Here is a 26784-nt window from a genome sequence, read left to right as displayed (position 1 = left end):
GTATTGATGCCGGCTCTTTTTTGGGTGACGGATTGCTCAGGCCAGGGCCTGGGCCAGCAGGTGGATCGGGTGCTCGCAGCGGTAGGGGGTGCTCATCTCTATCTGCCACTTGCAGGTCTCGCAGTCGGTGATCACCAGATCCGGCTTGAGGCGCCCAATCTGCTCGAACAGCCCCTGGCCGATGCTCTGGCTGGTGGCGTAGTTCTCCGACTTGAAGCCATAGGTGCCGGCGATGCCGCAGCACTGGGAGTCGAGCACGGTGACGCGCACCCCGGGGATGGCCCGCAGGATCTCGAGGGTGTAGATGACGCCCCCCATCTTCTCCATGTGGCAGGGGGTGTGGTAGGCAATGTGCAGATCGAGCGGCTTCATAGCCGGCAGGTTGCCCTTCTGGAACTCCTGCCACAAGAAGCGGGTAATGAGGGAGATGCGGCTGCGCACCTTGTGGTTGTCCTGCTCCAGCAGGTGGGGATATTCGTCACGCAGGGTAAAGCCACAGGTGGAGGAGGTGGTGAGCAGGGGCATCTCATTGCCCGTGAGGGTGCTCTCCATCTGCTGGATGTTGAAGGCGGCCTGGGCCTTGGCCTTCTCCATGAAGCCGTTGGCAATGAGCGGCACGCCGCAACACTTCTCCCGCTCCAGCAGCTGCACGCCTATGTTCATGGCGTTGAGTACCTGCACCAGCTCCTTGCCGAGCTGAGGATGGTTGTAGTTCACGTAGCAGCCGTGGAAGTAAGCCACCTGACGGCCATAGCTGGCCTGGGTCGCCTTCTGTTTCTTGTACCAGCCACGGAAGGTGCCCTGGGAGTACTTGGGAAGATCCCGGTGGGAGGAGACCCCGAGGGCTTTGTCGAGCACCATCTTGACCGGCTTGAGGCTGGTGGTGAGGTTGACCACAGGGGCCATCAGGGTAGACATGCCCCCCATCAGATCGGTGTGGGAGAGGACGAACTCCCGGATCCCCGGCTTCATCCCCCCGTACTGGTGCTTGGCCCGGGCTATGATGTCGCCGATGCGCACCCCGCTCGGGCAGGCCACCTCACAGCGTTTGCAGTTGGTGCAGTGCTTGAGCGCCTCATCATAGAGGGCCGGGCTCTTGATGCGCAGGCGCTCCCCGTCCGGACCGGCCTGCTTGGGGCCCGGGTAGGCGGGGTTGGCCTTGGCCACCGGGCAGTAGGCGGTGCAGACGGTGCACTTGATGCATTGATCGAAGGTCTGGTTGGCGTGATCGAGCAGCATATCAATTCTCCTCCCGTTGGGATTGAAGGCACGGGATGTGGGGCAAAGGTCTCATCGGGCCGACTCCAGAATGTGGCCGGCGGCCTGCCAGCCGGTGGCGACGGCCACCCCGGAGCCTGAGCCCTCGGCAATCGGATCGTAGTGGGCCAGTATGCTGCCGGCACCAAAGAGGTTGGTGAGCGGCTGGCCTGAACGCAGTACCCGCAGCCGCTCGTCGGTCTTGACCCCGAAGCCCATGAAGGGGTGGTGGCTGAACAGACGGCGACCGGCCCAGGCATCGCGTTCCGGGTCGCTGAGCACGTCGGCACCGAAGATGGGCTCGCGAATGCCGCGCAGGCGCGACTCCAGGCCGCGACTAAAGAAGCTGCCGGTGGCGAGGATGAAGTGGTCTGCCTCGAACAGGACGTCTTCCCCGTTTTGGCTGTAGAGGCCTATCACCCGGTCGTTTGCACAGTGTGCCCCCTGCACCCGCTCGCTGGTGAGATAGGTGCCGCCGAGTGCGATGAAGCGGCGTTTGAGGGTCTCCTGCAGGCGCATGCCGATGAGCGACGGCGGCATGGTGGCGACCTCGCGGATGGTGCAGCCGGTGCGTTTTTCCAGCTCGCTCAGACGCTCGCCTACCAGTCCCAGGGTGAGACAGGCGGGCAGCACCAGATGGTGGCAGTGGCCACCGGCCTCGTGCATCAGGCGCGAGATCTCCCGGGCCAGGTCGGCCAGCAGATCGTGGCGATCGCACAGGCGGGCGATGTCGGCGGAGCGAAACTCGTGGGGATTGCGGCTAAATTCGGCCAGCTGGGGCAGGCGCAGCTCGCCGGTGAGGATGCGGGTATTGGCAAACCCGGGCTGGTTTGCCAGATTGGCGGCGGCCAGGGCCGGGTGGAAGTCACGAAATCCCTCCAGGGTGGCGAGCATCAGCCGCTCGGGCTGGGGCGTGTCGCCGGCGATGGCGCAGGTATCGGGAGAGAGCCAGGTCTCCTTGAGGGTACCGATGGGGGTGAGGCGTCTGTGGTTGCGCTCGCCGCCCGTCAGGATGAGTCCCTCGGCGGCGCAGTGGCGCTGCAGATCGTCCAGGCTGGCCAGCACATTGGCGTGGCCCACCCGGGCATAGGGGTGCTCCGGGTGCCGGTCGATGAAGTCGGGCAGGGCGGTGCGGGGATCCCCCTCGCCGCCGAGCAAGTCTACCGAGCCGGAGGAGAAATGCAGAGCACTCTGACCCGAGGCCATGATGAGGCTCTTCTGCCCCGCCTCGGCCAGACGCAGGCCGGCGCACAGGCCGGCGATACCGCCACCTATGATGATGCTGTCGAATCTCATGATGCGGCCTCCTCAGTGCGCGGCTCGGCGGTCCAGCTACCCAGCCCGAACAGCCCCTCATAAATCCAGTAGGTAAATTCCGCTTCGCGCAGGGCATCCCCCCACAACACCGGGCGGGTGCCCTTGAAACGCTCCTCGATAAACTGGCGCAGCATGACGCAGGCCTGGCGGCCATCGGCCTTGCCGTACTCGTGCATCAGGCCGGCGGCGCGGTAGGCGCACAGCTCACCCTGACAGGGGCCCATGCCGACCCGGGTGCGGCGGCGCAGATCGATAAGGTTGTCCACATCCAGCTCGCGCAGGGCGTACTCTATCTCGCCGGCGGTTACCATCTCGCACTCGCAGATGAGGGCGTTGGCCCTGGGATTGTCACGAAAGAAGGCGATGACCCGCTCCCCGTGGCGGTACTGGGCCGACCCCTCGGCCGGGGCACTCAGACCCGGGGCCGAGACCTTGTCGGGGTCGCGCGAGCCGGGCAGCGCCAGCTCGGCGGTGCGGCAGGGGGTGCTGTTGCCGAGTTTCCTGGCCACCAGATCGGTGGCCCATTCGGCCATCAGGCGATAGGTCATCAGCTTGCCGCCCGTGATGGTGTTAAAGCCCTGCAGGCCGTCGCGCTCGCCGTGATCGAGCAGCACTATGCCGCGGCTGATGTTGCGGCCCGACTCGTCCCCGTCCACGGCGACCAGGGGGCGTACCCCGGCGTAGGCGCGCAGCAATCGGGTGCGCGCCATGATGGGGGAGAGCTTGATCCCCTCGCGCAGCAAGACGTCCACCTCTTCCGGGGTCACCTTGAGGTTGTCGATGGTGTGGTAGTCCACCTTGCTCGAGGTGGTGCCGATGAGGGAGATGGTATCCCCGGGGACCAGGATGTCGGCGTCGGCCGGCTTGCGGCAGCGGTTGAGCACCAGCTGGTTGATGCGGTAATCCATGATGAGCAGGGAGCCCTTGGCCGGGAACATGCGGATGCCGAGATCGGCGTATTCGCAGATCTGCTGGCCCCAGATCCCGGCGGCGTTGATCACCTCCTGGCACTCTACCTCGAAGGCCTCGCCGGTGCGGGTATTGATGGCCTTGACGCCGTGCACTCTGTCTTGGGTGCGCAGCAGCCCCAGCACCTTGCTGTGAGTGAAAATACGCGCACCGTGCTCCTTGGCGTCGAGCACGTTGGCGGCGGCGAGACGGAAGGGGTCGACCGTACCATCCGGCACCTGGATGGCCCCTATCATGGCCGGGTTGGCGTTGGGCTCGAGGCGCAGCGCCTCACGCGGGTCGAGCTGACGGGTCTCGATACTGGCGCGGGCACAGGCCTCCATAAAGGTCTTCTGAAAGCCGATGTCATCTTCCGGCAGGGTGAGAAAGAGACCGCCGGTGTCCTCCACACAGTGGCTGGCGATGCGCTTGAGGATGCGGTTTTCCTGAATGCACTCGCGGGCAGACTCTTGGTCGGTGACGGCGTAGCGGGCGCCGGAGTGGAGCAGGCCGTGGTTGCGGCCCGTGGTGCCCGAGGCGATGTCATCGCGCTCGAGCAAAACACAGTCGATACCGCGCAGGGCGCAATCGCGCATGATCCCTGCGCCCGTTGCCCCGCCGCCTATGATAACGACCTGGGTGGTGATCCGTTTCATTGTGCTCATCTCACTGCTTCTTGTTAGGAGCAGTGTGACGGGAACGCCATGAAAAATGTTTGATTCAGACCAAATTAATGAGCGCAAACGCTCAAGTGATGGGTGTTGTGTGGTTTTTTGTGAGCCATATCGCACTCGTCGGGAGCGTCATTGGTGCGCCTCTGGCTGATGTTGGCGCATCACCATGTGGTGGCCATTGAACTCCAGATGCTCGAAGAAGCGTGCGCTCTGCTGGCGGCCATGGGCGTCAAAGCGCATGCCGTAGCGGTGTTGTCCTCCGACCGTGCGCAGGTTGCAGAGGGTGCCGGTGAGACGAAACTGGGTGGCATCCCGTGTGGCGGGTCGAAAGCGCAGCTCCAGCTGCCAACCGGGGGAGAAGGGCGGGGCCAGGTGATTGGTGGCGAAGGCGCAGCCATCCTGGGAGAGATCGAGCAGGCTGATCTCGACCTGGCGCTGCCCGACCACGGCCAGCCCTTCACACTGGACCGGATAGCGCGTCTCCTTGCGGATCTTGCTCAAGAGCAGGCTCTCGGGTGTGCGCACCGTGAATACCAGCGGCGCACTGCTGAACTGCTCGATGAAGCTGCTGAAGTGCACCATGGCTCCCATGCCCCGTTCACACACCAGCGAGATGGCGACCCGATAACCGGGGCGGCAGCAGAGGGCCGCCTCGTTGGCCGAGACGGTGTAGAGGGTGAAGTAGAGGAATCCGCGGCGATCCGACCCGATCAGGACGGCGGGGAGTGCCCGGTTGACCCCGGTCGGCGTGATCACCTCGACGCCGGCTTCGCTGGCGGGTTGCAGGTAGGAGAGCACATCGCTCCCCTTGATTGGGGTCCCTTTTTCCCGCTGGGCGAGCAGCTTCTGCTTGATGGCACTGGCCTGGCTCTGTTCTGTCACAACGCCTCCTTACATGCAGAGATGTGTTTCATTTAAGGCCGCTCCCTCAGGAGGCACAACACTTCTTGAACTTCTTGCCGCTGCCACAGGGGCAGGGATCGTTGCGACCGATCCGGGTGGGGGGCGGCGATATCTCCCCCTCCGTGTAGCGCCAGCGTCCCGCCTCGCGCAGGAAGCGAGAGCGCTCGTGCAGGCAGGCAAGTTGTCCGCCATCTTGAAACCAGGCCTTGAACTCGACCCACCCCTGATCGCCCTGCTCGCCGCTGCCGAGGATCTCCAGATGATCCCAGTGGGTATCTTGCTGCCCCAGCTCTTCGGCGCTGAGGCCCCCCAGATGGTCCGGATGCCAGGTCTCGACCAGGTACTCCCCCAGTCCCAGCACGAAGGCACAATAGCGGGAGCGCATCAGGGCTTCGGGAGTGGGGGCGGCGGCGCCCAGATGCAGGGGTTGGCAACAGTCGGCATAGGGGCGGCCCTGGCCGCAAGGACAATCGGACATGAAAAGGACTCCGTGTGCGGTGAGGGGAGCCATACTAATCGGCCCTCACCCCGGGGCCAACCCCCTTGTTATCAGGGAAGGGCATCGCTTTTGAAGGTGGCGCGGATTTGGGGCAGCAGGGGCGTGGGGTCAAATCCCGCCTCTTCACCCAATACCGGGTGCAGCAGGGGCTGAGGCTCGGCGGCCTGCAGGCGGCCGGCCAACAGGGCTCGGGTGATCTGGCCCAGCTCATAGAGCTGGCGCACCTCGCCGAAGGCGATGGCCGGGTCGAGCAGATCCCCCTCGCGGGTGAAGACCATCAGGGGGATCTCGTAGCGGGCCGCCCGGGTTGGGTTGGGACCCAGGATGCCATCCCCCGCACCCATCAGGAAGGGTTGGTGATCGCCAAAGGCGATCACCAAAAAACGTTCATCGCCGGCCGTCAGGGTCTCGAGCAGCTTCTGCAATGAGGCCATGGCATCCACCACGCCTGTGTAGTAAGTGTTGAGGGTCTGCCGCTCGTCGGCGGGGAGATCGGGGCAGGCTCCATCGAGCTCGGCCCCCTGATAGCGCGGGCCATCGAAGGGACCATGCCCCTGCATGGTGACCCCATAGGCAAACTGGGGAGCCTCGCCGCTCAGCAGGCGAGCTATCATGGCATCGTCCGAGACATAGAGTCCCTTGTGAGAGAGGGTGGTAAAGGCCTCCTCAAACCAGCGAGTCTGGTAGCCCAGCGCCGGGATCGCCCGATCCCTGCCCCAGAATTTCTCCACATAGGGGTGGACGAAGAGGGTCTGATAGCCGTTGGCCCGCGCCGTGTTGGCGAGGCTCGGCACACTCGGCTGCAGATAGTAATAGGGCACTATGCCCTGCTTGAGCAGTCCCACCGGCAGCCCGGTGTTCATCTCGAACTCGGCCAGCACCGTCATCCCTCCCGTGGTGGGGGAGTGGATGGTTTTGCGCCACTGGTGCACGCCGGCGGGCAGGGTGAGCTCCGGCGCCCTGGCACAGATCTTCCCCTGCCAACCGAGCCAGAGGGATTCATATTGCAGCACGATCACCCTGTCCCAGAGGGGAGGGTGATGGTCGGGAGCGTGCTCCCGCTGCGGGGCGAGACCCGAGCTGAGCAGGGGGTAGCGGAAGATGGATCCCTGGCTCACCATGTCATCCACCAGGTTGAAGAGGTAGAGGCCGGGGCCGGCGCGGATCAGATCCCTGTGATAGGTGACGCTGTGCTGAAAATAACGCACGTTGGGGCCGAGCAGGCGGTTGCTGGCCTGGGTGGCGAAGACGCACAGGGCGAAGAAGGCGAGGGTAGCCGCAACCCCGCGCAGCAGCCAGCGCGACAGGGCGAAACGCCAGCAGGCGAGCGCCAGCAGCAGGGCCAGCGCCCAGGGCGCCCAAGGGTGCTCCTCGCGCAGGATCTGGAGCAGCCCCAGCAGGTTGCCGAGATCATTGCCACCGATGGGCACCCCGTAGATGGCGATCTTGGTGAAGTTGGCGACAAGGCCTAAGCCCATCAAGAGGGTGAAGGCCAGTCCCATGTAGAGATGAAAACCGGCCAGGGCGCACACTCCCCAGCCTATCACCATGGTGCCCCAGGCCAGGTAGTAGTGTTCGATCCGAAATCCCGACCAGAGGGTGAACTCACCGAAGCGAAAGAAGGCAAAGCCGTGCAGCAGCAGGAAGGTAAGGTTACCCAGCAGCAGGCTGGCCGCCAGCCGGGAGCGTCGGCGCAGGCGAAACAGGGGAGCCAGCAGGTGCAGCAACAGGGCGTTGACCAGCACTATGGTGCCGAGAGCGAGTAGCAGTTGGGGCAGGGAGAAGCCCCGGGCCGGCAAGATCTGCAGGAAGCGGGTGGGCAGCGGTGCCCCCTGGATCTGCGGTTTCACCCAGAGGGAGTACTCCCGGCTGGCCGCATCATCGGGGACGCGCATCGTGCTGTTGAGCTGTACAAGGCACCCCTTGTCGCCACAGCGTTGGCGCTTGCTGGCATCGATGTCGAGGCGGCCGGCCTCACCGCCGTCTTCCCGGCGCAGGATGAAGGTGAGACGGTCGGCTCCTTGCAGGGGCTCGGCCAGTCGCCACTTGTGATGCAGTACCACATACATGCCGCGCTCGTCACTCTTGTAGAGCAGGGAGGCCTGCTCGAGGCGGGCGACCTGCAGGGTGCCGCTGTGAAAGTCGATGGGCTCGAAACGGTTCAGCACGGCGTCGAGGCGCAGCCAGGGAAGCAGCAGGGCAAAGAGAAGCAGGCCCCACAGCAGGTGGAGCAGGAGGCGCCGCCAGTCGGCGGCTGGAGTGACAAATCGGGATCTCATCTGGCCCTGTCCTTGAGCAACGAGAGTGGCCGATGGTGCGGCCAATGCCCTCTCGTTGTCAATTTTATGACCGGAAAATGAAGATCTGATTAACAGTTGATGACGGGTCCCTCCATGGACCCGGATCGATTAGCCGAGCAGACCCTGATGCAGCCGGTTGACCACGGCGCCGGCCTCCTCTTCGCCCACCAGGAAGCAGAGGTTGTGGGCGCTGGCCCCATAGCAGATCATGCGGATATTGTGATCCTGCAAGGTGGCGAAGACCTGGCTGCCCACACCATTGACCTCGCTCATGCGATTGCCGATAAGGGCCACCAGGGCGAGCCCGCTCTCTACCTTGACCTTGCACAGCTCACCGAGCTCGGCCAGTACCTTGTCGCTCAGGGTCGCCTCTCCATTGCTCTGGCTGCCGGTGTGATCCAGGGTCAGGGAGACGCTCACCTCGGAGGTGGTGATGAGATCCACCGAGATGCGGTGGCGTGACAGGATGCCAAACACCTCGGCCAGAAAGCCGTAGGCGTGAAACATGTTGGGGCTGTGCAGGGTGACCAGCACCTGGTTGCGGCGCAGGGCCACGGCACGAAACAGGGGGCTGCTGCGGGTGGCTGCGCGGATCCAGGTGCCGCCGGCCGCCGGATCCCGGCTCGAGCCGACGAAGACGGGGATGTCTTTGCGCACCGCAGGTTGCAGGGTCGAGGGGTGCAGCACCTTGGCACCGAAGGTGGCCATCTCGGCCGCCTCGGCGAAGCTGATTTCGGGGATGGGTCTGGCCCGGGTCACCAGGCGCGGATCCGTGGTGTAGATGCCGGGAACATCGGTCCAGATCTCGATGCTGCCGGCATCCATCGCCTCGGCGAGCAGGGCTGCGCTGTAATCCGAGCCACCACGGCCCAGGGTGGTGGTGCGGCCATGTTCGTCGGCCCCGATAAAGCCCTGGGTGACGACGATGGTATCGCCGAGCAGGGGTGAGAGCGTCTGCTGGCAGAGGGTACGGGTAGTCTCGAGATCGACGCTCGCCTTGCCAAAGCGGCTGTCGGTACGCAGCAGCTGGCGCACATCGATCCATTGGGCGCTGGCCCCGCGCTGGCGCAGCAGCTCGGTGAAGAGGCGGCTCGACATCATCTCGCCACAGGCGATGAGGCGATCGGCCAGCTCCGCATCGGTGTGCAACCTGGCCTGGCGTGCCATGGCCTCGATCTCGGCAAGCTGGGCATAGATGGCCGCCCGCAGCTCGGGGCTGGGGGAGAGGGCGTCGAGGATACGCTGCTGGATCTCTGTCAACCGGGCCAGCTGCTCGCCCAGGGCCTCGTCACCGAGTTCCCCCTGGGCCAGGGCGACCAGCAGATTGGTGACGCCGGCGCTGGCGCTCAGCACCACAATACGGGTGGCGGGATTGGCGAGAACGACATCGGCGCAACAGCCCATGGCGGTGGCATCGGCGACACTGGTGCCGCCAAACTTGGCGACGTTGAGAGCGGTCATGAAAACTCCTGTCTATATAAAAAAGCCGGTCCATCGGGCAAAGACAGGGGAAGCGGTAAAATGGCAGGAATAGGTGAACATCCCGGCCAGAAGCGCTCCACCTGAGAAGGGCTAACCCTTCACCGATGACAGCCCGGGGGATTCAGCCCCCGCAGCCGACGGGATGCATAACGGTATGCTTCCCATCTCGGCGCTGCTCCCCCTGGCCCGGGATCGTCGGAGACCGAACTCCTCCCCCTGGCTGCCTGGGCAACGCTCCTCTTCTGGCTCCACCCCTTGGGCGGTGGAGTAATTAAACAAATAACCCGTCTTGGTCATCAGTGTCAATCAAGAATCGACAAACATTAAGGGTTCTTTTTTTACTCATTTTAAATCAATCAATTAAGCAATGTTCTTTAGCAAAATCTTGGAGCGGCGCTGCCAGTTGTAGAGGCGCTGCTTGGCCACAGGAAGATCCTCCACGACCACAGGATAAAAACCGCGCTCCTGAAACCAGTGGATGGAGCGGGTGGTGAGCACGAAGAGGCGCTCTATCCCCTGTCTGCGAGCCTGCTCGCTGACCCGGCCGACCAGCATGTCCCCCCGGTGGCCACTGCGATACTCGGGATGAATGGCCACGCAGGCCATCTCGGCCATCGCCTCGTCGGGAAAGCTGTAGAGGGCGGCGCAGCCGATGATGAGGCCGTCGCGCTCGATCACGGTGAAGTGCTCGATCTCCATCTCCAACTGTTCCCTGGAGCGACGCACCAGAATGCCCTCCTCCTCCAGGGGGCGGATAAGGTCCAGTATGCCGCCGATGTCGTCTATGGTGGCGGAGCGCGCCCGCTCGGCACTCTCGCGCACTATCTGGGTGCCCACCCCCTCCCGGGTAAAGAGCTCCTGCAGCAGGGCCCCGTCTTCCGTGTAGCTCACCAGATGGGAGCGCGGTACCCCGCCGCGGCAGGAGGCGATGGCGGCGCGCAGATAGCGAGCCGTGCCCGAGAGGTGATCCCCCTCCTGGGCGAGCAGGGCCAGATGCTCCTGCGCCTCTTCGGGAAAGAGCTCGGAGATGGCATTGCCCCCCGCGTCGAGCACCCCCTGATGGGAGCTAAAGCAGATGAGCTTGTCGGCTCTGAGATCAATGGCGATGCGCTGGGCCACCTCTTCCGAGCAGAGGTTAAAGCTCTCGCCGGTGACCGAGCAGCCGATGGGGGAGATGAGCACCAGGTTCTGCTGATCCAGCTGGCGACGGATCCCGTCGGTGTCGATGCGTCGTACCCGGCCGCTCAGGCAGTAGTCGACCCCTTCGTCCACCCCCAGCGGCTGGGCGGTGACGAAGTTGCCGCTCACCACGCTGATGCGAGCCCCCTGCATGGGGGTGTGGGCCAGCCCCATGGAGAGGCGGGAGGTGATCTCGAACTGCATGCCGCCACACACCTGCTTGATGATAGCGAGGCTCTCCTCGTCGGTGACCCGGGTCTGCTTGTGGAAGTGGGGGGCTATCTGGTGGCGGGCCAGCGCCTCGTCGATCTGGGGGCGGGCGCCGAAGACCAGCACCAGACGGATACCCAGCGTCTGCAACAGGGCGATATCATTGATGATGTTGCTGAAGTTGGGGTGACTGATGGTTTCTCCCCCCGCCATCAACACGAAGGTGCCACCCCGATGGAAGTTGACATAGGGGGTGGATTGACGAAATGCATTGACCAGAGCGGGATCCCTTTCACGCACAGCTGAAGCCCTAACAATAGAAAGTCACGAATGGGGTCAATATATGAAAATCAATTCACAAATCAAGCTTATTTATTCTGGGTGAGCTCTTTATTTCTCCAGGTGCTAGGATGAGCGCATCACAGCCTGTTTCAGAGGGGAGAGTCATATGACCCAACCACATCTCGAGTTGCCGGAGGATGAGCCTCTGGCCGAGCGGCTTGGCCCTCTGCTACTGCAACTGCTCACGGCCTATGGCGACGGGGATCTGGCCAGCTTCTCGGCCCTCTTGCCCCCCGACTTCGTTGCCGGGGAGTACGGTGCCGAGCGGTTTCACAAGGGAAGCCTCCAGTTTCGCGAGCGTTTTGGCCCCTGTCTTCGTCTCACCTTTCTGACCCGGCTACGGCGGGGTCACGACACCCTGTTGCTCTGGAAGGGCACCTTCTCGAGTTGTGAGGATGAGTTGCTGCTCCACCTCAAGGTGAGCGGGGAGGAGGGTGTCGAAGGGTTTTGGATCGTCTGACCCCTCTTGATCCCGGGTCTGACTCTCCCGTATTGTCGCTCGCTCATGGAGCCGTCAGGAGAGAGTCATGGAAAACATCAGCCTGGTATCGCCCGCCGATGCCCTGCCGGGGCGTAGCGAGCCCCTCGCCGTCAATCCGGTGCACGTTGTCAACGGGCATGCCACCGTCGGGCCCTGGCCCGATGGGATGGCGGTTGCCTGGTTTGGCATGGGCTGTTTTTGGGGCGTCGAGCGCCTCTTCTGGCAGCAGGAAGGGGTCTGGTCGACGGCGGCGGGTTATCAGGGCGGGATGACCCCCAATCCCACTTATCGAGAGGTATGCAGCGGCCTGACCGGTCACGCCGAGACGGTGCAGGTGGTGTTCGATCCGACCCGTATTCGTTACGGGGATCTGCTGCGCCTCTTCTGGGAGCATCACGATCCGGCGCAGGGAATGCGCCAGGGCGGTGATGTGGGCACTCAGTATCGCTCTGTCATCTTCTGGGCCGACGAGGCGCAGCGGGCCGAGGCCGAGGCAAGCCTGGCCGTCTATCAGGGGGCGATGGCACAAAGCGGTGATGGCCGGACTATCACCACGGCCATCTTGCCCCTGGTTCCGTTTTATTACGCCGAGGAGTATCACCAGCAATATCTGGCCAAGAATCCCGAGGGGTATTGTGGTCTGGGGGGGATTGGTGTCTGCCTGCCCGTTGGGGCGAATTGAACGCAAACTGTACCGATAGTAAAAAAAGCAGAAATAAAATGAACTTTCTTTGCCAGGAGTGCTCCAACCAGTTGAGCCCTCATGGACGGGGGCCCAGACCAGACACTTCTTGCCAAACAAGATGACAGCAAGCCAGGCCGCCCCATACCGGGCGGCCTGTTTCTTTTTGGGTGGGGGAATCAGGTTAGCGGATGGCGCTGTCGAAGAGGTTCTTGATAAGAATGATAAATTCGATGAGAAACTCCCGCTGGGCGGCCGTGGCCGGACGCTCCCAGACGGCGGAGAGGACCTCTTGCAGGTCGGCCACCACTGAGTCGGCTTCACGCATAATGACGAAGCGGACCTTGGAGTCGAGCTGAGGGTTCTGCTCGCACAAGGCGATCAGGCTCTCGGCGACCTGGTCGCTCACCAGATGCTCGATGGTCTCACCTCCGGCCTCGTCGCCCTTTTGCTCAAACAGTCCAAGGCTCTCGACCAGATATTCGATGAGCGCCAGATACCCTTCACCGTCTACAACCATGTCGCGCTACTCAATGTGTGATGGAAATGGAGCTATTGTAGTGAGCCCACCGGGGATGACAATCGGTAACGGAGACGATGGCGGGAAAAGAGTACCGACCCGCGCCGGATCTGCTCGAGCGCCGTCACCCGAAAACCCAGTCTTAAAAATAGCCCAAGACTCAGCAGACTGGCCTCGGTTTGCAGCTCGTGCCAGCCTCTCTCCCTGGCAGAGGCGAGCACTGTGGTCACCAGATGTTCGCCTATGCCCTGTCGTTGGTGATCCGGTGCCACATAGAGAAGACCCAGATGGGCAGTTCTGGTCAGGGTGACGAAACCCACCCGGTTTGCATCCAGCCAGGCCACCCAGCCCTCGCTGGCGGCCAGCTCCCTTAGAAAGGCGGGGCTGCGGGCGCCGACCGCCCAGGCTTCGACCTGCTGTGGTGTGTAGTGCCCGGGAGCGCTATGGCGTACCGAGTGCTCGAACAGGGTTGCCAGCGCGTCGTGATCGCCTGGCTGCATGGGGCTGATGGTCAGCATCATAGAGGCCTCTGCAGGCGGCGGGGCAGGGTGGCACTTACCCTCTGATAAGAGTGGTGCACCCACCCCTGCCAGAGATCGTCGGCCAGGGTGTCTTGCAAGGTAACGCTGTTCCAGTGGCGCTTGTTCATGTGCCAGCCCGGGGTCACTTCCGGGTGGATCTCGCGCAGCAGCAGCGCCAGCTCGGGATCGCACTTGAGGTTGAGCACCATGGGATTGGCCTCCCAGCGCAGCAGGGCAAACATCTTGCCGTGCAGGCGGTAGACCAGAACTTCCGGGCCGAAGGGGGTATCTTCGGTGGCGGCGGGGAGGCTGAGCAGGTGATCCCGCACGGCAGTGAGCGTTATCAAGGTTCGCTCCGGCTTTTCTGTTAGAATCGGCGACCCAGTATAACCCCGACAGAGGCGCATGCGCGGATGCTCTATCACAAGACCTATGAAGTTGGGCCCGACAGGCCCTGGGTTGTCTTCGTCCACGGGGCGGGGGGGAGTTCCAACATCTGGTTTCGCCAGCTCAAGGCGTACCGGGAGCGCTTCAATGTGCTGCTGCTCGATCTGCGCGGTCACGGCCACTCCCATCGCCTGCAGCAGGTGGTGCAGGGCAAATACAGCTTTCGGGCGGTGACCGAGGATATCGTCCGCCTGCTCGATCACCTGGGGATCCAGCGTGCCCACTTCGTCGGCATCTCCCTTGGCACCATCCTTATCCGCCATCTGGCCGAGCTCTGCCCCGAGCGGGTCAAGAGCATGGTGCTGGGCGGCGCCATCTTGCGCCTCGATATTCGCTCACGCATCCTGGTGCAACTGGGACGCCTCGGCCAGCACATCCTGCCCTATATGTGGCTCTATCGTCTGTTTGCCTTCATCATCATGCCACGGGATCGCCATCGCGAGTCGCGCCTGCTCTTCGTGCGCGAGGCGCGGCGCCTGTGTCAGAAGGAGTTCAAACGCTGGTTTCGTCTCGCCACCGAGGTCAACCCCCTGATGCGCTACTTTCGCGAGCGACCGGTCTCGATTCCGACCCTCTATATCATGGGAGAGGAGGACTACATGTTCCTCGCGCCGGTGCGCGAGCAGGTGTCGCGCGACCCCTATAGCGAGCTGGCGGTGATCGAGGGATGCGGCCACGTCTGTAACGTAGAGAGCCCGGAGCGATTCAATCGTCAGTCCATCGCCTTTCTTGCCGCTCAAGACGGGTGAGCCGGGTGGCGCGGGTCTATCTTATTCAGAGATAACCCGTTGGACTGTTCACCATGAGTGCCTTTTCCCCCAAGTACCCCATCCACGCCGATATCGAGATCCCGGTTAACCTGAAGGCCTCATGGCAGCAGACCCTGGATCTCATCGCCCGCCTGTTCGAGGTACCGGCGAGCCTCATCATGCGGGTCCATGCCCGGGAGATAGAGGTCTTCGTCAGCGGTAACCATCCCGACAACTGCTATGGGGAGGGGGCGCGGGAGCACCTCGACTCCGGGCTCTACTGCGAGCACGTGATGGATACCCGCCGTCCCCTGATCGTGCCCAATGCCCTCAAGGATCCCCTGTGGGATCACAACCCCGATATCAAGCTGCAGATGATCTCCTACTGCGGTCTCCCCATCCTCTGGCCCGATGGCCATATCTTCGGCACCATCTGTGTGCTGAGCCGGGAAGAGAACCCCTATCCCTCTCCCTATCCCGAGCTGCTCGAGCAGTTTCGCGACAGCGTGCAGGCCAGCTTGCACATCCTGCTCGACAATTTGCAGCTTGAATCGGCCCAGCAGGCGTTGGTGGAGCGCGGGGAGCAGCTTGCCACTGCTCTGTACTCGGTCAAGGTGCAGCAGGAGGAGCTGCTTAATCACGAGAAGCTGGCGGCGCTGGGGGCCATGGTGGCGGGCGTCTCGCACGAACTCAATACCCCTCTTGGCAACGTGATCACCCTGCTCACCACCCTGGGGGATCGTTTCGCCGCCCTGGAGAGGCAGCTAGAGAGCAAGACGCTGGCCCGTTCACTGCTCGAAGAGTTTGTGGTGAGTGGGCGTGAGATCTGCTCGGTGGCCGACAAGGAGCTGCAGCGTCTGAGCCGCCTCATCAATGACTTTAAACGGGTCTCTGTCGAGCAGGTCTCCGAGCAGCGCCATCGTTTCGATCTGTGCGAGCGTATTGCCGAGCAAGTCAGGGTCGAGGGGCTGGAGCCCGGGGGGGTGAGGGTCGAGAACCGGGTACCGCAGGGTATTGGCTGTGACAGCTTCCCCGAGCCACTGGGACTCTTGCTCCACCATCTGTTGCAAAACGCGTTGCGCCACGGACTGGCGGGGGTGAGTGATCCACAAATCACCCTGGAGGCCAGGGTGACAGGGGGAATGGTAGAGCTGACACTGGAGGACAATGGCACCGGTATGGCACCCGAGGTGCGGGCCCACGCCTTCGATCCCTTCTTCACCACCCGACTTGGGCAAGGTTCAGGGATGGGGCTGGCCATCTCACGGCGTATTGCCAGTGCCATCCTGGGGGGGAGTCTGGATCTGGCCCCCGTGCTTACCGGTGCGGGTTGCCGCTTTATCCTGCGCTTTCCCCTGACGGCACCGGGGCGGGTGTGAGGGGCATGCGCCTGTGGTAGCGCGCTACTACCCCACACGATGAGCGACTCGTTACCCTAAGGCTCTCGTTACCAAGGAGCCAAGATGACCAAATTAGCCCACACCATGATCCGGGTCCGCGACCTGGATGCGTCGACCCGTTTCTATCGTGATGCCCTCGGGCTTGAGGTGAAGGATCGTTTTCTCTTCGAGGACTTCTCCCTGAGCTACCTGGCCAATGAGCAGAGCGGCTACGAGCTCGAGCTGACCCACAACCACGACCAGCGCGAGCCTTACAGCCACGGTAGCGGCTATGGCCATATGGCCGTGACGGTGGAGGAGATAGAGGCGGCCCACCACAGGCTGATCTGCCTCGGGCTTGCCCCTTCACCGATCAGAGAGATGCGCCATGAGGGGATGCTGTTGGCGCGCCTCTTCTTTATCACCGACCCCGACGGCTACAAGATCGAGTTTATCGAGCGCAGCGGCCGTTTTGCCTAGGATGTAGCGGTACGAGTCTCGAGGTGGATAAGGCATGAGCAGCGCAGCAGAGAGGTGAAGTTACTTTTGTCCATGCCGCTGGCCAGAGACTCCTGATAGAGCGCTGAGAGAAACTGCCCCATGGTGCGTCCCTCGGCCTGGCAGATCTGCTCGAGGATATCCCAGAACTTGTTTTCGAGCCGGATACTGGTGCTGTGGCCACAGAGCCGGAGCGAGCGGGTGGTGCAGGTATAGTGGTCAGGGCTCTGGCCAGTAAAGAGGGTGCACATGGGAAGATCCAGAGGGAAAGAGGAGGCAAGAGTAAGCAACTTCGGCTTTCGGGTCAAAATCGGGTTTGCAGGCACGGTGCTCGACCGGAGGAGGTATGGATCTCAAGGCGTGGCCCCCCTATCATCCCCGGCCAGTGAGAGGGGGCCGCATGATGAGCAGAAAACCGGACAGGATCACTGCAATGCAGCAAATTATCGATGCGGTCAAGAGGGAGTTCCCCCTCTACCGGGCCGATACCTTTCGCTGTGGTCCCGACAACACCTGCCTCGGTTGCCCCAAGAAGCTGATGGAGCTGGTCGATACCGAACTTTGCTATTGGCAGCATCAGATCGAGCGGGGCATTCCCCCCACCTTCGACGAACTCAGCCGCTTTGGCAAGATGTGCCGCAATATTCGCCGGGCCCTGGTGCGCAATGGCCGGATACCGGCCTGAATCGCCCACTCCTGGCGGGGCGGCAGCTCCCTTAAGGGGTCCCCGGGCAAAGGGCCGGGTCGAAAACCCTGTTCCAGTCGTTTTTCATATCCACAACGACCCAGCCCCGTCGCTTGGCTTGAGCAAGCCCATCGACCAGCTTGCCGCTTGCCGGCGGATGGCTATCGTAGGCGTATTCACGCTCGCCATCGGTATGGTGGATCAGTAATCCAAGGGGGGCGTAGTCAGGGTTGGTCGACGTGTATTGCAGCATGGGAACATCCCCATCACTGTTACCAAACGCCGCCACCGGGCGCTGACCCATGAAGAGATGGATAGCCACCGGTTTACTCGCCCCGTCATTGAAGAAGGCCCCGCTCATGCCTTTCTGGATCTCGCTCCCCTCCTGGCTGAGCGCGAAGGTGTTGATGGCAAAGGAGCCAATAACCTGTTGAGGCGCGATACCGTACATCTTTTCAGACACGACCCGCATGAAATCGATGCCACCGCCGGAGACAATCCAGGTCTGGAAGTCATTGGCCCTGAGGAGATCAAGCAGCTGTCTCATCGGTAGGTAGCCAAGTTGATCGTACTGGCATCCATAACGTGGATCCCGGTGGTGGTTAAGCCAGGTGGTCACGCGTTGACGAAACTCGCTCGAATCTATGTCGCTGTGCGTCAGGGCCAGCAAGCGTGCCAGGCCTCGCCGGCCGGACTTGGCGATAGCCTGGAAATCGTTGTTGAGTGCGGCTTGGACGATGGGATCCGCCTTCCACCCGGGGTGTGCCGGGGCCAGGCGTTTGATCTCGTCCACGGCAAATTGCAGTTGAAATGTCACCGGTGCTTCTGGCCAGAGGGTGCCGTCGTTATCAAACACTACGTGGCGTTTTTCCCGGGGAATAAAGGTTCCTTTGGCGGGGTCGGTGGCGTTGGCAATCCAGTCAAGGACACCTTGTTTGGCGGCCGTGTTATTCCAGGCCGGCAGAGGGTCGCTCTGGGCGGCCTGAGAGGCAAAGGTGGTCAGGAGTAACAGTGCGGCAGTGAGGGTGCTCATGTGCATGGTATTAACCTTCGAACAGTACTGGTGGCGGGTTCTGGTCGCCGATAAAGGTCGATCATAGGGTTGCCACCTTGTACTGGGGCTGACACGGGAGGATGAGTGTCTTTTGTGCTTGTGACGCTGTGAGCGAGCGCGCAGTTTAGGTGATGAATTGTTGAGATCGACACTCAGGGTGGTCGGGGGCGATGGATCCCGGCCGGGATCCTGGCCTCAAAACAGGAGGCGTCAATGGGGAGTCTGAGTCAGGAAAGAGAAACAGGTGACAGTCGCCCCTAAGCAGTGGCCAGAACGTCACCCTCGTTCGGTCAGGACCGTCGGGGCGGTATCGAATCGCTGGTTCACCCGGCGTGGGATCATGTGGCGCTCAATGCCAACCTAATACCCGGTCATCTCCAGATAACCCAGGCCGCTGGCATCCCCCGAGACGCTCACCGCGCCCTCCCAGTAGTTGAAGCGTCCGCTCATGGCCTGACTCGCCTGGCGGGCCCGGATGGTGAGGTTAAGATCCCCGGCCTTGAGTCGCCACTCGATGGGATAGGCCTCCCCCTTGGGGCCGCGCCACACCTTGCCCGGGATAAAACGTATCTGCCCGGCCGGGATCTGCCGCTGGCGGCCGTCTCGCTCAATCACCACGGCGTAGCGGCTCTCGGGCTCAGTGCGCCCTGCCTTGGTGCGCAGGCGAAAGAGCATCAGCTCGCGCCCGTCGTCAAGCTGCAGGGAGAACCAGTCCCACCCCGCCTGCCACTGGGCCAACACCGAGCTGCTCCACTCGTGATCGAACCAGCCCTGACCCTGCACCGTACGGGCCTCCCCGTCCAGGGTGAGGGTGCCGCGCAAGGAGAGCCTCGGGTAGGAGTAGTAGTAAGAGGCGTTACCCGGGCTCTTTTCGCTGTAGCCCCCATCCCCCTGCAGCACGGCGGGCTTGCTGGCGATCGCCGCCAGGTCCAGGGTGAAGGGGGCGGCGCTCACGGTCAGGGTCGCGGGGAAGAGATCGTCACCCCGGGCGATCAGCGCCCAATCCCGCAGCCAGTAGCGCCCGCGGCTTGCCCCGGCAAGGCCGGGCCCCTGGCGGCTGATGCGCTCGTCGCTCAGGTGACGGCCACTGGCCAGATCCGTGATGGCCGCCTGGGCCAGCCAGATCTGGGGAATGCGCCAAGGGTTGCTGGCCGCCTCGCCGGGTCTTATCCCCTGGCGAAACAGGGTCCACTGCAGGCCATATTCGCGCCCCTGCTCATCCTTGAGATGGCCGGTGAGATACCACCACTCGGAGCGGTAGTCCGGGTGCGCCCCGTGATCGAGGGGCAGGCGCAGGGGATGCTCCCGGCTCGCCTTGCGAAAGCCGGTGGCATCGCCCCCCAGCAGGGAGCCGAGCTCGCTGGCCCAGAGGGGGAGGGCGCACAGCAGCAGGATCAGAAAGCGCGTCATGAGGCTCTTCTCGTCAGGTGCCAGGCCAGGGCCGAGGCGGCCAGTGCCGACAGGGGGGCGAGCAGCAGGGTCAGGGCGGCGTGGGCGGGGGCCGGGGTGAAGGCGAGGCTCCAGCCGAAGGCGCGGGGGTTGACCACCTCGATCAGGATCCAGGCCAGGCCATACCCCACCGGTAGGGCGAGCAGGGCGGTGAGCAGCCCCAACACACCCCCCTGCCACAGTTGCAGGCGCAGCAGCTCCCCCCGGGCGAGGCCGAGGGCGTGCAGGGTCTGCTGCCAGGGGGCGCGGGCCAGCCCCTGCACCATGAAGGCGATGGCGACCCCGGCGAAGGCAATGGCGAGGATGAGCAGTTTGAGCAGTTCGGTCACCACAAAGGTCTGATCGAAGATGGCCAGCGCCTGGGTGAGGATCCCCCGGGCGGGCAGCAGGCGCACCCTATCTCCAAAGCGTGCCGCCAACTCGGCCTCCAATCCGGGTGGGGGGGCAAAGAGCGCCAGGGAGTGGGGGTTAAGAGTTGTCTGCCAGGGGCGCAGTAATTGCCCCTTGTCGCTGCCATAGTCCCGGTAGCTGCCGCAAAGGCGCAGGGTGAGTCGACCGAAGGGGCCCTCGATGTGCACCCTGTCTCCCACCTTAAGGTCGAAACGGCGCAGCAGGGGCTCACTGGCGAGGGCCTCGCCGGGGCCGGGCAGACGCCCCGCGAGCAGGGGATAGCCGCGCATCAGGGGCGGGATCATCTCCATGCTCGCCAGCTCGATGGCCTGATCCCCGAGCAGGGCCGAGTCGACTCGTCGCCGGGAGAGCTGAAGCGATCCTTGCGCCTCGAGCCAGGGGATCAGGGTCGGCGGGAGGCTGGCATAGCCCCCCTGGGGGGCTCGAGGGGCCGTCACATAGAGATCGGCCGCCAGACGCTGGACCAGCCACCCTTCCACGCTCAGGCGAAAACTCGCCACCATGACGCCGATGCCGATGGCCGCCGCGATGGCGAGCTGCAGGGCCATCACCGCCACCGTGTTGCGCTCGCGCTCGAAGTCGAGATCGCTCATGGCCAGGCGTAGCAGCCAGGGGCCGCCTCTGTGTCCATTCTTCGACTGCTCTCTGCGCCTGAGGTGGCGCAGTCGCCCCAGCAGCGGGGTGAGCAGATCCGGCAGCCACAGGGCCATGGAGAGCAGCCAGCAGGCCGAGAGCAGCAGGGCGCCGGGCAGGCCGCTTGCTTGCCAACCGAGCAGCACGCCGCCAAGTCCGAGCAGCATCAGCGCCATCCATCGGCGCAGGCGAGGCCGGCTCATCCCGGGGCCGGGTAGCTCCAGCTCGCGCAGGGGGCGGCGCAGCAGGCCATACCAGGCGGGAAGATTGGCGGCCACCACCCCGGCCAGACAGAGCAGCAGCGTCTTGATAAAGGTGAGGGGGGTCAGGCGCAGCAGATGGATGGGGTTGGGGCCATAGAGATCCCCCAGGGCCTGCCCCACCTGCCCCATCAGGGCGGCCGCCAGGGCCACCCCCAGCATCATGCCGAGCAGGGCGCCGGTTAAGGTGATGAGCAGCAGCTCGGTGGCGAGCAGGCGCAGCAGGCGCGTTGGCCCCAGCCCGACCGTGATGAGACGTGCCAGATGGGGGCGACGCACCGAGAGCACGAAGCGCTGGGCGTTGAAGACCAGGAAGAGCCCCACCGCCAGGGCCAGCAGGGAGAGGGCGGTGAGATTGAGGGCCAGGGCATCCCCGAGCCGGCTGGCATCGAGCTCGGGGCCGGTGCGCTCGAGGGCTTCGCCGGGAGCAAGCCGGGCCGTCAACGCCTTCACCCCGGCCTCGTCCAGCCGAAAGTAGACCCGATCGATGCGCCCCTCGCGTCCCAGCCACTGCTGGGCCAGGCCGATATCGGTCACCAGCAGGTGATCGAGGGGGATCTCCCCCTCCTCGAGCAGACCCGCCAGGCGCAGGGTGAGGCGTCGCTCGGCGAGCAGGAAGGTGCGTGGCTGCCCAAGCTGCCAATCGAGGCGGGCCGCCTCTTTTCGGGCGATCCAGACCGCCTGCTCATCCTCACTGGCCGGCTCGGGGGCGCCGGATTGAATGAGGCGGCGCAATGGTCCGCCGAAGAGAGGATCGATGCCGATCAGCTGAAACGGCTGGCCGGTCTCGTCGCGCAGCCAGGCGTGGATCTGGGGGGCGGCATCGAGTCCCGGGAGGGAGGTGGCCCAGGTGACGAAACGCCGCTCGTCGATGCCCCCCTCGGGAGCCAGGCGCCAGTTGGCCTCTCCCTCTATCTGGGTGCGGGCCGCCACGAAGTTGGTGCGCGCGCTGTGATTGATAAGATCGATAGCCACCACCAGTGCGGCCCCCAGAATGAGGCCAAACAGGCTCATCAGCAGCAACCAGGGATGGGTGCGATAGAGGCGCAGCAGGGAGCGCAGGGCCAGGCTCATGGGCGTGACTCGTGCAAGGCGCCGCCTTCCAGGTGCAGCACCCGATCGGCCAGAGCCCCATAGGCCGGGTTGTGACTGACCAGCAGCAGGCCGCACCCCTGCTCGCGTACCGCCGCCACCAGCAGATCCATCACCTGGGCGGCGTTGGCCTCATCCAGGCTGCCGGTGGGCTCGTCGGCCAGGATCCAGCGCGGGCGGTGGATGAGGGCGCGGGCCAGGGCGACCCGCTGGCGTTGCCCACCGGATAGCGTATCGGGGAAGCGATCGGCCTGGGTCGCCACGCCGAGGCGATCGAGCAGGGCCATGATGGCGCCCTTATCCACCGGCAGGCGGTTGACCTCGAGGGCCAGGGCCAGGTTCTCCCACACCTTGAGGGTGGGCAGCAGATTGTACTCCTGGTAGACGATGCCGAAGTGGCGACCGCGCAGGCGTGCCATGGGATCGGCAGCCAGGGTATCGAGACGGATCTCATCGAGGGTAATGGTGCCGGCGTCGGGCCGCTCGAGTCCGGCAATCAGGCGCAGCAGGGTCGACTTGCCCGAGCCGCTCTGCCCAAGCAGCAGGTGCAGACGGCCGGGCGCCAGGGTGAGGTCGAGCCCGGTAAAAAGGGTCAGGGACTGGCGTCCGGTATCGAAACACTTGCGCACGCCGCTCAGGGTGATCATGGGGATATCCAGCCAGGTCAAGAGGTTACTACTATGCCAGTTGGTGACATGGGTGGCAAAACCAGAGGCGCCCGAGGCTGGATCCCCTCTGTCCGGGATGGTTAAAATAGAAGCCATTCTGGCTCAGGGGATCTCAGGGATGCTGTTACAGAAACAGGTGAGTTTCATCGTCGATAGCAAGGGCAACCGGCAGGCTGCTGTGGTGCCGATCGACATCTATGAAGAGTTGATGGCCCTGCAACGGGCCTTGGCCGAGAGTCGCCCCGGCGAGCGGGAGATCTACCACTTCTCGGTGAAGGGTGCTGAGGCGCAGGGCTACCCGGTGGGCAAGCGCCAGAGCCCGGGCTTCATGGTGCTGGCGGGCTCCACCGCCAACGGCGAGGATGCGGCCTCCCTGCGCGAGGCGGTGATCGAGCTGCGCGAAGAGCTGCTGGCCAAGGGGGCCCTCGCGCGTCATGACGAGGGATATCGCTTCACGGTGGATCAACTCTTCAACAGCCCGAGCCTCGCCGCCAGCCTGGTGGCAGGGAACAACCGAAGCGGTCTCGATGCCTGGCACAACAGCAGCGGCCATACCCTGAAACAGTCAGGGTTTGGCAAGAAAGAGTAAGCAGGGGAGACCCTGCTTTTTTATTGGATCTCCGCCAGAGTCCGGGCCTCCGGTCATCCTGACCCCGGTCGCCCTGAAGAGGCCAAAAAAAAACCGGCGCACGAGGCGCCGGTTTTATCACTGAACCTATGAATTACATGGTGGCAGTGAAAGTACGGGTGATGACGTCCTGCTGCTGCTCCTTGGTCAGGGAGTTGAAGCGAACGGCATAGCCGGAGACACGGATGGTCAGCTGCGGGTACTTCTCGGGGTTTTCCATGGCGTCGAGCAGCATCTCGCGGTTCATCACGTTGACGTTCAGGTGTTGGCCACCCTCTACGCTCTCTTCGTGGTGGAAGTAACCGTCCATCAGACCGGCCAGGTTGGCCTTCTGGGCATCCATATCCTTGCCCAGTGCGTTCGGCACGATGGAGAAGGTATAGGAGATACCATCCTTTGCATAGGCAAACGGCAGCTTGGCGACGGAGGTCAGAGAGGCAACGGCACCCTTCTGGTCACGACCGTGCATCGGGTTGGCACCCGGGCCAAACGGAGCGCCGGAGCGGCGGCCATCCGGGGTGTTACCGGTCTTCTTGCCGTACACCACGTTGGAGGTGATGGTCAGCACGGACTGGGTCGGAACGGCACCACGGTAGGTCTTGAGCTGCTGAATTTTCTTCATGAAGCGCTCAACCAGGTCGCAGGCAATGGCATCGACGCGCTCGTCGTTGTTACCGAACTGCGGGTACTCACCTTCGATTTCGAAGTCGATGGAGATACCGTCTTCGTCACGCACCGGCTTGACCTTGGCGTACTTGATGGCAGACAGGGAGTCGGCGGCAACGGAGAGGCCGGCGATACCACATGCCATGGTACGGTACACATCACGATCGTGCAGCGCCATCAGGGAGGCTTCGTAGCTGTACTTGTCGTGCATGTAGTGGATGATGTTCAGGGCAGCGACGTACTGCTTGGCCAGCCAGTCCATGAAGTGGTCCAGCTTGTCCATCACTTCGTCGTAGTCCAGGTACTCGGAGGTGATCGGTGCGGTCTTCGGACCGACCTGCAGCTTGAGCTTCTCGTCCACGCCGCCATTGATGGCGTACAGCATGGTCTTGGCCAGGTTGGCACGGGCACCGAAGAACTGCATCATCTTGCCGACGATCATCGGGGAGACGCAGCAGGCGATGGCGTAGTCATCGTTGTTGAAGTCCGGACGCATCAGGTCGTCGTTCTCGTACTGAACGGAAGAGGTTTCGATGGAAACCTTGGCGCAGTACTTCTTGAACGCGGTCGGCAGCTTCTCGGACCACAGGATGGTCAGGTTCGGCTCCGGGGACGGACCCATGGTGTACAGGGTGTTCAGCATACGGAAGCTGTTCTTGGTGACCAGGGTACGGCCATCAACGCCCATACCGGCCAGGGTCTCGGTGGCCCACATCGGGTCGCCGGAGAACAGTGAATCGTATTCCGGGGTACGCAGGAAGCGAACCATACGCAGCTTCATGACCATGTGGTCCATCAGCTCCTGGGCTTCTTGCTCGGTGATGAGACCCTTCTGCAGGTCACGCTCGATGTAGATGTCGAGGAAGCTGGAGGTGCGACCGAAGGACATGGCGGCGCCGTTCTGGGACTTGACCGCCGCCAGGTAGGCGAAGTAGGTCCACTGCACGGCTTCACGGGCGTTGGTGGCCGGTACGGAGATGTCGCAGCCATACTTGGCGGCCATTTCCTTCATCTGACCCAGGGCACGGTGCTGATCGGAGATCTCTTCGCGCAGGCGGATGGTGGCTTCCAGGTTGACGCCGTTTTCCAGATCGTCCTGCAGGGACTTGAACTGGGCCAGCTTGTCCTTCATCAGGAAGTCGATACCGTAGAGGGCGACACGACGGTAGTCACCGATGATACGGCCACGGCCGTAGGCATCAGGCAGACCGGTGATAACGCCGGACTTACGGCAGTTCAGGATGTCCTTGGTGTAGACATCGAACACGCCCTGGTTGTGGGTCTTGCGGTACTCGGTGAAGATCTTCTCGACCATGGGGTCCAGCTGACGACCGTAGACTTCGCAAGAGGTCTTGACCATCTTGATACCGCCGTTGGCGATGATGGCGCGCTTGAGCGGCTTGTCGGTCTGCAGGCCGACGATCTTCTCCAGAGACTGCTCGATATAGCCGGCATCGTGAGAAGTAATGGTGGAGGGCAGGTCGGTATCAAAATCGACCGGCGCGTGAGTGCGGTTTTCGATCTTGATCCCTTCCATGACCTTGTCCCACAGCTTGGTGGTAGCTTCGGTCGCGCCAGCCAGGAAGGACTCGTCACCTTCATACGGGGTGTAGTTCTTCTGGATGAAGTCACGGGTGTTGACAGAGGTCTGCCATTCACCGGCTGCGAAGCCTTCCCATGCTTTTTGGAACTGTTCGTTAAGTTCTGCCATTTTCATTACCTCTCACGGTATTGATGTAGTCCGCAATCATCCTTAATGATGACGACGGAAGATAAACCAGTAAGTCAGACCAACCATGACACCACCACCTATGATGTTGCCGATGGTGACGGGGATCAGGTTGTTGAACACAAAGTTGGATACGGTCAGGTCGGCAAACTTGGCCGGGTCCACGGCGATGGCCTGCCAGAATTCGGGGCCTGCGATGGCGTGGATGACGATGCCGACCGGAATCATAAACATGTTGGCGATGCTGTGCTCGAAACCGGAGGCGACGAACATGGCCACCGGCAGCAGCATGACGATCACCTTGTCGGTTGCACTGCGGGCACCGAAAGCCATCCACACGGCGAGGCACACCATCAGGTTACAGAGGATGCCCAGCGCTACGGCTTCGATAAAAGTATGGTGGATCTTGTGCTGGGCCACCTTCATGGCGTTCAGGCCCCACTGACCATCGGCCGCCATGTATTGGGAAGAGAGGGCGATCAGGGCCACCATGATGAGACCCCCCACCAGGTTACCGAAATAGACGATACCCCAGTTACGAAACAGTTGACCCCAGGTGATGCGGTTGGCCGCCTTGGCCACCAGGGTCAGGGTGGTGGAGGTGAACAGCTCACCACCGAGCAGCACACAGAGGATGAGGCCCAGAGCAAAACAGAGGCCACCCACCAGCTTGGTCATGCCCCAGGGCATGGTGCCGGCACCCGTGGTGACAGTGATATAGAAGATGAAGGCGATAGCGATAAAGGCACCGGCCGTGATGGCCAGGGGGAAAGCCTTGTAAGCGGGTTTGGTGGCTTTTCCGTAGGTAATGTCTTCTGCCAGTGCGGCGATGGCTTCAGGCTTGAGACTATCGAAGGGGGATTCGGCTTTCAATTCAGTGTCACCCGAGAGTTGATGTCTGGTGAAATCATAGCAAAGGCACCTGGCGCCAAAGTTGACCATGATCAATTTTCGCAAATCATTAATGTAATTTTACTACATTAATCGGCCTCTTTTGAGGCTTTATTTTAGGGTTGAGTTGCCGGTGAAACCACTTTTAATGGGTTTATAACCCTATGATTGATAACGTTTAAATTGGCAGTCGCCAATTACCGCTAAAAAAAAGTCGTGCTACTTCAACA

25 protein-coding genes and 1 riboswitch are annotated in these 26784 nt (G+C 62.8%); of the genes, 7 read left to right on the top strand and 18 right to left on the bottom strand.

The features are described 5' to 3' along the window. Window positions 1-36 precede the first annotated feature (36 nt). From glpC to argA, 8 genes are all read right to left on the bottom strand, one after another. On the bottom strand, window positions 37-1239 hold the full coding sequence (gene glpC / locus AB5Y48_RS08085; RefSeq protein WP_050665943.1) for an anaerobic glycerol-3-phosphate dehydrogenase subunit GlpC: 1203 nt from the start codon (window positions 1237-1239) through the stop codon (window positions 37-39). A 51-nt stretch (window positions 1240-1290) separates the two neighbouring features. After that, the gene (glpB, locus tag AB5Y48_RS08080; RefSeq protein ID WP_050665944.1) at window positions 1291-2553 is read right to left on the bottom strand and encodes a glycerol-3-phosphate dehydrogenase subunit GlpB; all 1263 of its coding nucleotides are present in this window, start codon (window positions 2551-2553) and stop codon (window positions 1291-1293) included. Beyond that, on the bottom strand, window positions 2550-4178 hold the full coding sequence (glpA, locus tag AB5Y48_RS08075) for an anaerobic glycerol-3-phosphate dehydrogenase subunit A (protein WP_368164154.1): 1629 nt from the start codon (window positions 4176-4178) through the stop codon (window positions 2550-2552). The genes glpB and glpA overlap by 4 nt, the downstream gene beginning before the upstream one ends. Before the next feature lie 147 nt (window positions 4179-4325). Further along, complete coding sequence (locus AB5Y48_RS08070; protein WP_050665946.1) at window positions 4326-5078, bottom strand: PilZ domain-containing protein; 753 nt, start codon at window positions 5076-5078, stop codon at window positions 4326-4328. Window positions 5079-5124: 46 nt separating this feature from the next. Continuing rightward, window positions 5125-5577 (bottom strand): YchJ family protein, encoded by a 453-nt coding sequence (locus AB5Y48_RS08065; RefSeq protein WP_368164146.1) that lies wholly within the window; start codon window positions 5575-5577, stop codon window positions 5125-5127. 71 nt (window positions 5578-5648) lie between these two features. Further along, window positions 5649-7877, bottom strand: coding sequence for an LTA synthase family protein (locus AB5Y48_RS08060; RefSeq protein ID WP_368164145.1), 2229 nt, complete (start codon window positions 7875-7877; stop codon window positions 5649-5651). A gap of 129 nt (window positions 7878-8006) precedes the next feature. Continuing rightward, window positions 8007-9359 carry a lysine-sensitive aspartokinase 3 gene (lysC, locus tag AB5Y48_RS08055; RefSeq protein ID WP_136613745.1) on the bottom strand — a complete coding sequence of 451 codons (1353 nt, stop codon included), beginning with the start codon at window positions 9357-9359 and terminating at the stop codon, window positions 8007-8009. 82 nt (window positions 9360-9441) lie between these two features. Beyond that, a riboswitch (Lysine riboswitch) is annotated at window positions 9442-9630 on the bottom strand. Window positions 9631-9740: 110 nt separating this feature from the next. Further along, window positions 9741-11069, bottom strand: a complete 1329-nt coding sequence (gene argA / locus AB5Y48_RS08050; protein WP_060586743.1) for an amino-acid N-acetyltransferase — start codon at window positions 11067-11069, stop codon at window positions 9741-9743. Between the two features lie 148 nt (window positions 11070-11217). Between argA and AB5Y48_RS08045 the strand changes: the two genes are divergently transcribed. Beyond that, window positions 11218-11571 carry a hypothetical protein gene (locus AB5Y48_RS08045; protein WP_050665951.1) on the top strand — a complete coding sequence of 118 codons (354 nt, stop codon included), beginning with the start codon at window positions 11218-11220 and terminating at the stop codon, window positions 11569-11571. 67 nt (window positions 11572-11638) lie between these two features. Then, the gene (msrA, locus tag AB5Y48_RS08040) at window positions 11639-12274 is read left to right on the top strand and encodes a peptide-methionine (S)-S-oxide reductase MsrA (protein WP_050665952.1); all 636 of its coding nucleotides are present in this window, start codon (window positions 11639-11641) and stop codon (window positions 12272-12274) included. A gap of 184 nt (window positions 12275-12458) precedes the next feature. On the opposite strand, the gene AB5Y48_RS08035 is transcribed toward msrA, so the two are convergent. The 3 genes from AB5Y48_RS08035 to AB5Y48_RS08025 are packed head-to-tail and all read right to left on the bottom strand — an operon-like array spanning window position 12459 to window position 13659. Then, entirely contained in the window at window positions 12459-12794 is a 336-nt protein-coding gene (locus tag AB5Y48_RS08035) for a DUF3802 family protein (protein WP_050665953.1), read from the bottom strand. 32 nt (window positions 12795-12826) lie between these two features. After that, window positions 12827-13315 carry a GNAT family N-acetyltransferase gene (locus AB5Y48_RS08030; protein WP_050665954.1) on the bottom strand — a complete coding sequence of 163 codons (489 nt, stop codon included), beginning with the start codon at window positions 13313-13315 and terminating at the stop codon, window positions 12827-12829. Further along, the gene (locus AB5Y48_RS08025) at window positions 13312-13659 is read right to left on the bottom strand and encodes an MmcQ/YjbR family DNA-binding protein (RefSeq protein ID WP_050666012.1); all 348 of its coding nucleotides are present in this window, start codon (window positions 13657-13659) and stop codon (window positions 13312-13314) included. Before AB5Y48_RS08025 ends, AB5Y48_RS08030 begins: the two co-directional genes overlap by 4 nt. Before the next feature lie 69 nt (window positions 13660-13728). Between AB5Y48_RS08025 and AB5Y48_RS08020 the strand changes: the two genes are divergently transcribed. From AB5Y48_RS08020 to AB5Y48_RS08010, 3 genes are all read left to right on the top strand, one after another. Beyond that, entirely contained in the window at window positions 13729-14511 is a 783-nt protein-coding gene (locus tag AB5Y48_RS08020) for an alpha/beta fold hydrolase (RefSeq protein ID WP_050665955.1), read from the top strand. Window positions 14512-14564: 53 nt separating this feature from the next. Further along, window positions 14565-15890 (top strand): ATP-binding protein, encoded by a 1326-nt coding sequence (locus tag AB5Y48_RS08015; RefSeq protein WP_368164144.1) that lies wholly within the window; start codon window positions 14565-14567, stop codon window positions 15888-15890. An 84-nt stretch (window positions 15891-15974) separates the two neighbouring features. Further along, entirely contained in the window at window positions 15975-16370 is a 396-nt protein-coding gene (locus AB5Y48_RS08010; protein WP_050665957.1) for a glyoxalase superfamily protein, read from the top strand. Here the strand turns inward: AB5Y48_RS08010 and AB5Y48_RS08005 are convergent. Continuing rightward, window positions 16367-16639, bottom strand: coding sequence for a ribbon-helix-helix domain-containing protein (locus tag AB5Y48_RS08005; protein ID WP_368164143.1), 273 nt, complete (start codon window positions 16637-16639; stop codon window positions 16367-16369). The genes AB5Y48_RS08010 and AB5Y48_RS08005 overlap by 4 nt on opposite strands. A 182-nt stretch (window positions 16640-16821) precedes the next feature. Here AB5Y48_RS08005 and AB5Y48_RS08000 point away from each other — a divergent pair, with 182 nt between their 5' ends. Further along, window positions 16822-17073, top strand: a complete 252-nt coding sequence (locus AB5Y48_RS08000) for a hypothetical protein (RefSeq protein WP_050665959.1) — start codon at window positions 16822-16824, stop codon at window positions 17071-17073. 31 nt (window positions 17074-17104) lie between these two features. Here AB5Y48_RS08000 and AB5Y48_RS07995 read toward each other — a convergent pair whose 3' ends face one another. The 4 genes from AB5Y48_RS07995 to AB5Y48_RS07980 all read right to left on the bottom strand — a co-directional run bounded on the left by AB5Y48_RS07995 (window position 17105) and on the right by AB5Y48_RS07980 (window position 22619). After that, complete coding sequence (locus AB5Y48_RS07995) at window positions 17105-18112, bottom strand: HAD family hydrolase (protein ID WP_368164142.1); 1008 nt, start codon at window positions 18110-18112, stop codon at window positions 17105-17107. 375 nt (window positions 18113-18487) lie between these two features. Further along, a complete protein-coding gene (locus tag AB5Y48_RS07990; protein WP_368164141.1) occupies window positions 18488-19537 on the bottom strand; it encodes a lipocalin-like domain-containing protein in 1050 nt (349 codons plus the stop codon). Beyond that, complete coding sequence (locus tag AB5Y48_RS07985) at window positions 19534-21954, bottom strand: FtsX-like permease family protein (RefSeq protein ID WP_368164140.1); 2421 nt, start codon at window positions 21952-21954, stop codon at window positions 19534-19536. Before AB5Y48_RS07985 ends, AB5Y48_RS07990 begins: the two co-directional genes overlap by 4 nt. Then, window positions 21951-22619 carry an ABC transporter ATP-binding protein gene (locus AB5Y48_RS07980; protein ID WP_368164153.1) on the bottom strand — a complete coding sequence of 223 codons (669 nt, stop codon included), beginning with the start codon at window positions 22617-22619 and terminating at the stop codon, window positions 21951-21953. The genes AB5Y48_RS07985 and AB5Y48_RS07980 overlap by 4 nt, the downstream gene beginning before the upstream one ends. Before the next feature lie 142 nt (window positions 22620-22761). On the opposite strand from AB5Y48_RS07980, the gene AB5Y48_RS07975 reads away from it, so the two are divergent. After that, window positions 22762-23229, top strand: coding sequence for a DUF4357 domain-containing protein (locus tag AB5Y48_RS07975; RefSeq protein WP_050666014.1), 468 nt, complete (start codon window positions 22762-22764; stop codon window positions 23227-23229). Window positions 23230-23362: 133 nt separating this feature from the next. Here the strand turns inward: AB5Y48_RS07975 and pflB are convergent, their stop codons facing one another. Both pflB and focA read right to left on the bottom strand, forming a co-directional pair. Beyond that, on the bottom strand, window positions 23363-25645 hold the full coding sequence (pflB, locus tag AB5Y48_RS07970) for a formate C-acetyltransferase (RefSeq protein ID WP_050666015.1): 2283 nt from the start codon (window positions 25643-25645) through the stop codon (window positions 23363-23365). Window positions 25646-25687: 42 nt separating this feature from the next. Next, a complete protein-coding gene (gene focA / locus AB5Y48_RS07965; RefSeq protein ID WP_060588281.1) occupies window positions 25688-26536 on the bottom strand; it encodes a formate transporter FocA in 849 nt (282 codons plus the stop codon). Between the last annotated feature and the right edge of the window lie 248 nt (window positions 26537-26784).

Origin of the sequence: Aeromonas sp. R6-2, assembly GCF_040908155.1 — a bacterium.
GTDB classification, from domain to species: domain Bacteria; phylum Pseudomonadota; class Gammaproteobacteria; order Enterobacterales; family Aeromonadaceae; genus Aeromonas; species Aeromonas schubertii.
This window is presented reverse-complemented; position numbering and strand designations above follow the sequence as displayed.